The sequence below is a fragment of the Fulvivirga sp. genome, from assembly GCF_040220315.1.
GTDB lineage: Bacteria > Bacteroidota > Bacteroidia > Cytophagales > Cyclobacteriaceae > Fulvivirga.
In genome coordinates, this window is sequence record NZ_JAVJUY010000111.1 from 1 (window position 1) to 8,797 (window position 8,797).

The window sequence follows — 8,797 nt, forward strand, 5'->3', positions numbered from 1 at the left end:
ACCAAATCAGCTATATTTTCCAAAACATATTTTAAATCGTCTTTTTCAGAACACATATAGGTCGGTACATTTTCAATAATTGAGTCTTGATCCAGATAGTATTTAATGATTTTAGGAACATAAGTATAAACAGCTTTATCATCAGCTACACCAGTGCCGGGCGCATTCGCTATTGCAACATTTCCGGCTTTGTATGCCTCAAACAAACCCGGAACTCCTAATAAAGAATTCTTATAGAAGGCCAAAGGGTCAATAAATTTATCGTCTATTCTTCTGTAAATAGAGTCTACCTGTTGCAAACCATCAGTAGTTTGCATATACACTTTCTTGTTTTCTACAATCAAATCCTGACCTGTAACTAACTCAGCACCCATTTGCTGAGCGAGATATGAGTGTTCAAAATAAGCTGAATTATGGATTCCGGGAGTAAGCACTGCTACTGTCGGATTTTCTTTATCACTTAAATATTGCAGCATACTCAATAATTTTCCAGGATATTCAGAAACAGGCCTGACTCCAAGACTAGCAAACAATTGAGGGAAGGCTTGTTTTATAATTTCCCTATTCTCCAATAGATAAGATACACCTGAAGGACATCTTAAATTATCTTCCAAAATAAAGAACTGGCCTTTGGCATCTCTGACAATGTCACTGCCTGTAATATGACACCATATACCTTTTGGTGGTTTTAACCCCATGCATGGATCCAGGTAATCACTACTCGACAAGATCATTTCCTTAGGTACGATCTTATCTTTCAATATCTTTTGGTCATTATAGATATCATCTAAGAATAAATTAATAGCTTCTATTCTTTGCTGTAGTCCTTCATCTATTACTTTCCATTCACTTCCAGTTATAATTCTTGGGATTAAATCAAGATGTAAAATTTTCTCTATTCCTTTACTGTCGTGGTAAACGTTAAAAGTCATACCCATCGATTTTTGAGCTTTATCAGTACTGAATTGTAACTGGTTAAGCTTCTTTTTAGAATATTTATTTAGCTTTTCCCTAAGTGCTGAATAGTTTAACCTACAGTTTCCCTGTGCATCAAACATTTCATCAAAATGCTCTTGTAATGGATAGTTATCAAATAGCAAATTCGTGTAGTTTTTGTTAAAAAGAATGCCTTAAAAATTACATAATAAAAAGGAGTAATGGGTACTAAATGAGGAGTTATCTTAACTAAAACCAGGCTTTGCTAAATAATATAAGATTGATATTAATATTGCCTTGGCTATGGATGTAGCATGTCATGAATGAACTTTAATTTTTTCACCACACTTGGGTTATGAATAAATGGATAGACATCCTTAATACCCATTGACCTATTAATACTATTTACTGCAAAGAATAACGGTGCACATGATTCAATTAAAGTTTTAAAGTTTTTGGCAATATAAGGGTCTATATCAATTTTGGTATTCATGTGCTCTGAATATTCTGAAACGGGCGAAACACTTAACCCAAAATTATAGGCTGTTTCAACCGTATCAATAATATGTAGATAATGAGCCCAAGTTTCAGCCCAATCCTCCCATGGATGTGAAGATGCATATTTAGTTATGAAATCATCTTTCCAGTTTGGCCTAGGTCCACTTTTATAATATTCATTTAGTGTTTCAGAATAATCAGGACGTTCATCCCCAAAACACGATCTAAACTCTTTCAAAATATTATCATCAGACCGTACCAATCTTTCCCAAAAATAATGGCCCACCTCATGCCGAAAATGACCAATTAAAGTTCTGTAAGGCTCTAGAAGCTGTTTTCTGACTTTTTCTAGATTTACAGAATCGGCTTCTGCTAATAAAATTGTTATTACACCATTTGCATGTCCTGTATATATATTTCTATCACCTTTAACTATAAAGTCAAAACATAAACCTGTTTCGTGCGAGACTGTTTTACTTGGTAGGGGCAAATCTAATCGCTGAAGTTGGTAAATGAGTCGATGTTTTGCGTATTCTAATCTTTTCCATTTTTTAATAATCTCATCACTTACCAGATTAGGTATAGTTCTATTTAATGTACAAGCATTACAATAACCGTTTGTTTGATGATTTGTAACTAACCAATTACACACTTTTAATTCATAATTCTTGCAGAGTTTTACATCTTGAGAAGAGCCGTTTAGAATACTAGTGATTTCATTTTTTGGGAAACTGACCATTTTCCTTGAAGCGTCATTATAAGCGCACAGATATCCACATGATTGGCAGGAACGGTTTTCAAAAAATAGTGGCTGGTGGCAATTGCCACATTGAAAAATTTTCATTGGTAATGGCTATGAAATAACTATTGTTAAATCGCGCAAATATACCAGTCCATTTCTAGCAATTGGTAAGTTAATTGAGCAATTAAAATTTGATTAGATACTATTTTAAACGTATTCCCGCTAAGTACTTAAGTTGAACTTCTGCCAATTTGGCGGAAAACTCAGCATTTTGCTTTCTTGTTTCGGCAGCAATCAAATTGGTTTGTGACTCACGATATTCGACAGGGTTGGATAGACCAATATCATATCTTTCTTTAGCGATATCATTATTCTCCTTTGCGACAGCAACGTTTTTCTCTTCTATGTTTATTAATTCAATACTGTTTAGATAGCTAAGGAACTGCTGCCGAATTGACGTTTCAAGGTCAAACATTCGTTGTTCATAGCTTAATTCTGCTATCTCTTTGTTGATTTTATTATTTTGAATAACCCGATTAATATTAAATCCATTAAAAAGAGTAACACTTGCATTAAAGCCATAGGATAGATCAGTTGTTGAACTTTCGAATGAGAAACCAACCGCTCTCTGTGTTTCAGAATAGTTATATCCTGCAAATACTGAAAGGTTTGGTAACCTGTCAGCTTTAGCTGCTTTTTCCTGTAGTTCAGCAATTTCTTTGGCTCTTTCGAGCACATTTAACTCTTTGTTGGTTTCAACGGCATTCAATAAATTGTCAAGCGTGATGTCAGCATCAAATGTTAAGGTGTTGTCCAACTCAAATTGGGCGTCACCTTTTATATTCATTTGCCTAACCAACTCCAGTTTTTGATTCTCTAAAACTTGTTTTTGGCTTAGTATATTCGATTGATCAGTATTAAAATCAACTTGTGCTTGCAGGTACTCTAATTTGGATCCCTTGCCTAATTCATATTTATCTTTTGCTATTGCTAGTCTTTCCTCTGAAAGTTCAAGGTTACTTTGCAGTAATTTTAATCGCTCTTTTTCCAGTGCTGCTAAATAATAATTAGTTGCTACATTATAAATGTTGGTTTGAATGGCAAAATCAAGAGCTTCCTGTGATTGAATATTCTGTGACTTTAAAATATCATAATTCACAAACATTCTTGTTCCATCAAAAAGCGTCCAATTGATGTTCCCGCCTATTGTTGTTGATTTATTTACTTGATTATCTATATCCCTAACATCACCACCAACAATTTGCTCACCGTTTACTCTTGAATTATTCTGATTGGCATCGAGTGTAATTGTTGGAAAAAAACCAGCATTACCTAAGCTGTAATTGTTTTCAGCAATTTGTTGAGTACCCCTGGCAATTTTTATTCCATAGTTATTTTCCAGGGCAAGTTCAATGGCACCTTCAAGTGTGAGTTTTTGTTGTGCCCAGCTACTGATAGTTATAAGTAGTAGAATAGTTAGAAGAATGTTCCTCATATTCTTGCCATTCGTTTTTGTGTGCTTGTAATGTATGAGTAGATAGCTGGAATTACATACAGCGTTAGTATTGTCGCGAACATCATGCCTCCAATAACGGCTACTCCCATTGAAACCCTACTTTCTGAACCAGCCCCAAGTGCCAATGCTATTGGTAAAATACCCAGAATAGTGGAGAGGCTCGTCATTAGTATTGGTCTAAACCTTGATTTTGCAGCACCTATTATTGCGTCATCAATGCTCATGTCTTGTGCCTTTCTTTGGTTTGCAAATTCTACGATCAGAATACCATTTTTAGTTACCAAACCAATAAGCATTATAATTCCAATCTGACTAAAGATATTCATGGTTTCTCCAAATAAATAGAGCGATAAGAGTGTTCCTGCTAAGGCTAATGGGACAGTGAACATAATAATTAACGGATCTCTAAAACTTTCAAATTGTGCAGCCAAAACGAGATATATAAGAACAAGTGCAAAGCCAAAAGCGAAGTAGAGGTTTCCTGAGCTCTGCTTAAACTCCAGGGATGTGCCTGCAAGAGCTGTAGAAACAGAACCATCCAATACTTTTTGCGATATTTCGTCCATTTTATTCAACCCATCTCCTAAACTATAACCATCACTTAAAGAGGCTGAAACAGTGGCTGAAGCAAACCGGTTGTAACGGTAGAGCTGGGGTGGGGTAGTGCGCTCTGTAAGTGTAACCAAATTATCCATCTGAATGAGCGTTCCTCTATCATTTTGTACGTAAATTGATTTCAGATCAAGCGGATCATTTCTATCCTGCCTTTCTACCTGACCTATAATTTGATATTGCTTACCATTTTTAATAAAATAACCAAAACGTTGTCCACTTAACGACAGCTGTAATGTTTGTGCGATATTTCTAACTGAGACGCCTAAATCGCGTGCCTTCTCTCTGTCTATTTCAATACTTATTTCTGGCTTATTGAATTTTAGATCAACTTGAACAAAATCAAAAACTCCTGAACTTTGTGCTTCTTCTAAAAAGGCTGGTAGCACATCATTCAACTTATCTAACGTTCCCGCTTGCAATACATACTGCACAGGTAAACCACCCCGCCTGTCGCCAATGGTTTGTGGTTGAGTTACGAATGCCCTAGCTCTAGTATTTTGTGCAACTACTGGTTTTAATGCGTTTACAATCTCCTCCTGACTGCGTTCTCTATTTTCAGCGTCTACCAGATTAACTACTGCAAAACCAGAATTAACACTCGATGAAGCACCAAAACCCGGTGATGTGATTGTGAGTATGGTTTCATTTTCCGGAACATTTTCTTCAATTAATTCAGTAAGTTGATCCATGTAAAAATCCATGTATTCAAACGTTGCTCCTTCTGGGCCGGTGGCATAGATTCTGAAATTACCACGATCTTCTGTTGGTGCCATTTCTTCCTGGATATTCGCATTAAGAAAATAAATACCCACTGCAGAAAAAACTATAATCACAAACGAGAGCCAACGATATTTCATAAATGTATTTAATGAATTACCATAGGTTCTGTTGAGCCAATCAAAGAAAGGTTCTGATACGGTGTAAATCCACTGTTTTTTCTCGCGTTTCTTTAACATTTTAGCACTCAACATGGGCGTGAGTGTTAGTGCAACGAAACTTGATATTACTACTGCGCCTGCAACCGTTACTCCAAATTCCCTAAACAGCCGCCCTGTTAATCCCTCTAGAAATACGATAGGAAAAAATACTGAAGTTAAGGCTACCGTAGTACTTATAACAGCAAAAAATATCTCCTTTGCACCATTTTTACCAGCTTCATCAGGATCTTGCCCACCTTCAATTTTACTATAGATATTTTCTAATACCACAATGGCATCATCTACTACTAGACCAATAGCCAAGACGATTCCTAAAAGGGTCAAAACATTAATAGAAAAATCAAAAGCATACATTAAAAAGAATGAGCCTATCAAGCTTATAGGTACGGTTATAATAGGTATAAACGTAGTTCTCCAATCCCTGAGGAAAGCAAAAATTATTAATGCTACAAGTCCAAAGGCGATGTAAATGGTTTGTTCCACTTCATCAATGGAGTCTGATATATATTGTGTATTGTCAAATGATATTTGCGTTTCTATATCGGCAGGAAGATTCTTTCTTATTCCTTCCAGCCTTGAATAAAATTCTTTGGCTATTTCCAGGTTATTAGAACCAGGCTGAGGCCGTAAAACTACAATTACCATCGGTACACCGTTATTTTTCAATACCGTTCTTTCATTTTCAGGAAAGAATTCTGCCCGACCGACATCTCTAAAGCGCACTACACCATTATCATCTTCACGAACAATTAAATCATTAAATTCATCCGGGCTGTTAAGCCTTCCTTGTGTTCTTACTGACAATTCAGTCGATGCCCCTTCAATTCTCCCTGATGGCAGCTCAAGATTCTGTGTGTTAACAGCATTTAGTATATCTAACGGAGTGATTTTGTAGGCCGCTAATTTATCAGGATCCATCCATAAACGAATGGAGTATCTTTTGTCGCCCCATATATCTACCTGTGATACTCCTGATATAGTTTGGAAGTTCTCTTTAAATAGGTTTTCTGCCAGTTCAGATATCTCCAATAGATTTCTATTTTCACTAAAAACCCGCACTCCCATAATTGGGGAATTGTCGGCATCTGATTTTGATACTACCGGAGGTTCAGCGTCTGGAGGCAGGCTTCGTACGGCTTGAGATGTTTTATCCCTTACATCATTGGCAGCAGCTTCCAAATCACTATCAATTCCAAATTCTACCCGAATGGTTGAGCGACCATCCCTTGATGTAGATGTCAGTGATTTAATACCAGAGATACCATTGATGGATTCTTCCAGAGGTTCTGTAATTTGAGTTTCTATAATTTCGGCATTAGCACCTGGGTAGGTGGTAGATACGGTAATTACAGGAGGATCTACGCTTGGGTACTCACGTACTCCAAGAAAATTAAAGCCTACTACTCCTAAAATCATGATCAGTAATGACATGACAATGGCGAGTACAGGCCTGTTAATACTAATACTTGATAAGCTACTCATTAAGCGGGGTCAGGTTTAAGTTTACAGGCATACCTGTTCTCAATTGTAAGATGCCAGTAGTTATTACTGTGTCGCCATTATTTAACCCAGTTGTAACTTGTATATTATTACTCATTCTAATACCAGTTTCAATCTCACGAGTTTCAACTTTGCCATTCTTACTAACAAATACTTTTTTACTATTGAGTTCAGGGATAACTGCCTCAGTTGGAATGAGTATGGCTTCTTCAAAAGTAGAAATGGTTAAACGTATTTTTGCGAATTGGCCTGGTAGTAGTTTATTTTCTTCATTGGCACTCGTTGCCCTCAGATTAATTGAACGAGTTGTAGGATCAATTTGTGGCTCAATTGCATATATACTTCCTTGAAAAGATTCATTGTCATATCCATCTACCTGAAATTGAAGTTTATCACCAACATTTACCTGTGCAGCATACTTACCAGGAACAGAGAAATCAATTTTGATAGGATTGATGCTGTATACAGTGACTAACTCATCTGATGAGCTTATATAACTACCAGGACTCACTTTTCTTAATCCGGCAATCCCGTCAAATGGTGCTCTTATTAAATGCTTTTGAAGTTGTACTTCCCTTACTTTTATTTCTGCAAGAGTAGTGTTTAAGGTGGTTAGGGCCATTTCATATTCCTCCTGGCTAATGGCTTCCTTTTTTAATAATTGCTTTTGCCGGTACTCATTATCCTCGTTTAATTTTTTTGTATAATCGAGCTTCTCGATTTCAGCACGCACTTCGCTTGCATCCAGCGCTATGAGTAGTTGACCTTTCTTTACTCTTTGGCCTTCTTTGAAGTTTATTTGTATTACCCTCCCTGAAACTTCTGGTTTCAAAATAACAGATTCATTAGAAGTTAAAGAGCCCGTAACTCGGAGGTCATTGTCTAGCTTCTGACTTTTTGCAACAACTGCATTTACTTCTAATAGCTGTGGCAATTGGGAAGAAGGAACGTTTTCTTCAATGGCTTTTTCTTTCATTACTTTAGGGTAAACGATAAATGCAATCAAACCCAAAATAATGATTGAAATAAGTATTGTTTTTGAGGTGTTATTCATATCAATTTATTCGCTACAAAGTTAATGTTTAAACGATGATTAATGTTTAACCACTCATCAAAAAGAGACTAATAACCAATAGCAATAAATGAAAAGGTCATTAGCATCGACTAATGACCTTTATTACGTTTAAAGCAGTATTATGATATTGTTATTTTCTCAATTTTATCGCCAGCCTGAATCTTATCAATAACTTCTAAACCGTCTATCACTTTACCGAAGCAGGTGTGGTTTCTATCTAGGTGAGCAGTGTTATCTCTGCTGTGGCAAATGAAAAATTGGCTGCCTCCTGTATTACGTCCTGCATGAGCCATTGAGAGAACACCTCGATCATGAAATTGATTGTCGCCATCTAGTTCACAGTCTATATAATACCCTGGACCACCCGCACCCGTACCATCTGGACAGCCGCCTTGGATAACAAAGTTAGGTATTACCCTGTGGAAAGTGAGCCCATTATAAAACCCCTCTTCAGATAATTTCACAAAATTTTCGACAGTTTTTGGCGCATCATTTTCGTAAAACTCCACTTTCATGGTTCCTTTTTCAGTTATTATTTCTGCTTTCTTCATTTAATATTCATTTTATAACAAGGCAAACCTATATAAATTATCGCTTATATTCCTCGATATTCTAATTTTGATGTATGCTCAGTAAAAGAACTAAAATGAAGCTAATAAACTGGTGGCCACCAATGTTAGGCACAGGTATTAGTTTGAAGTATATCAGCAAAGACTTTTCAAGATTTGATGTGATTATGAAGCTGCGATGGTATAATAAAAATCTGGTGGGTATTCATTATGGTGGGTCACTATATAGTATGTGTGATCCTTGGTATATGTTTATACTCACGGCTAATCTTGGCAGGGATTACATTGTAATGGATAAAACAGCAGCTATCCGATATAAAAAACCAGGCAAAGGTATTGTTAGGTGCACATTTGAATTGTCGCAAAAGAGAATATCGGAAATTCGTAAAGAGATTAATGAGATTGGTA

Annotated in this window: 7 protein-coding genes; 1 reads left to right on the top strand and 6 read right to left on the bottom strand. The window is 36.3% G+C overall.

Going from position 1 to position 8,797, the window contains the following annotated elements; all coding sequences use genetic code 11:
• The 6 genes from RLO81_RS05120 to RLO81_RS05145 all read right to left on the bottom strand — a co-directional run.
• Nucleotides 1-1,100: circularly permuted type 2 ATP-grasp protein (locus RLO81_RS05120; RefSeq protein WP_350108172.1), on the bottom strand; the 1,100-nt coding region annotated here is incomplete at its 3' end.
• Nucleotides 1,101-1,237: 137 nt separating this feature from the next.
• Nucleotides 1,238-2,278: a zinc-binding metallopeptidase family protein gene (locus RLO81_RS05125; RefSeq protein ID WP_350108175.1), complete on the bottom strand. Its 1,041-nt coding sequence runs from the start codon at nt 2,276-2,278 to the stop codon at nt 1,238-1,240.
• 100 nt (nt 2,279-2,378) lie between these two features.
• Entirely contained in the window at nt 2,379-3,671 is a 1,293-nt protein-coding gene (locus RLO81_RS05130; RefSeq protein ID WP_350108177.1) for a TolC family protein, read from the bottom strand.
• A complete protein-coding gene (locus tag RLO81_RS05135) occupies nt 3,668-6,727 on the bottom strand; it encodes an efflux RND transporter permease subunit (protein ID WP_350108180.1) in 3,060 nt (1,019 codons plus the stop codon). Before RLO81_RS05135 ends, RLO81_RS05130 begins: the two co-directional genes overlap by 4 nt.
• Nucleotides 6,720-7,799, bottom strand: coding sequence for an efflux RND transporter periplasmic adaptor subunit (locus RLO81_RS05140; RefSeq protein ID WP_350108183.1), 1,080 nt, complete (start codon nt 7,797-7,799; stop codon nt 6,720-6,722). Before RLO81_RS05140 ends, RLO81_RS05135 begins: the two co-directional genes overlap by 8 nt.
• 140 nt (nt 7,800-7,939) lie before the next feature.
• Nucleotides 7,940-8,371, bottom strand: a complete 432-nt coding sequence (locus tag RLO81_RS05145; protein WP_350108186.1) for a peptidylprolyl isomerase — start codon at nt 8,369-8,371, stop codon at nt 7,940-7,942.
• 95 nt (nt 8,372-8,466) lie between these two features.
• On the opposite strand from RLO81_RS05145, the gene RLO81_RS05150 reads away from it, so the two are divergent.
• On the top strand, nt 8,467-8,797 hold a 331-nt coding region (locus RLO81_RS05150; RefSeq protein ID WP_350108189.1), incomplete at its 3' end, for a DUF4442 domain-containing protein.

Excerpts from the sequence above, each read along its gene's own strand:
- RLO81_RS05125 (WP_350108175.1), bottom strand. The coding sequence starts at position 2,278 with ATGAAAATTTTTCAATGTGGCAATTGCCACCAGCCACTATTTTTTGAA.
- RLO81_RS05135 (WP_350108180.1), bottom strand. The coding sequence starts at position 6,727 with ATGAGTAGCTTATCAAGTATTAGTATTAACAGGCCTGTACTCGCCATT.
- RLO81_RS05140 (WP_350108183.1), bottom strand. The coding sequence starts at position 7,799 with ATGAATAACACCTCAAAAACAATACTTATTTCAATCATTATTTTGGGT.
- RLO81_RS05130 (WP_350108177.1), bottom strand. The coding sequence starts at position 3,671 with ATGAGGAACATTCTTCTAACTATTCTACTACTTATAACTATCAGTAGC.
- RLO81_RS05145 (WP_350108186.1), bottom strand. The coding sequence starts at position 8,371 with ATGAAGAAAGCAGAAATAATAACTGAAAAAGGAACCATGAAAGTGGAG.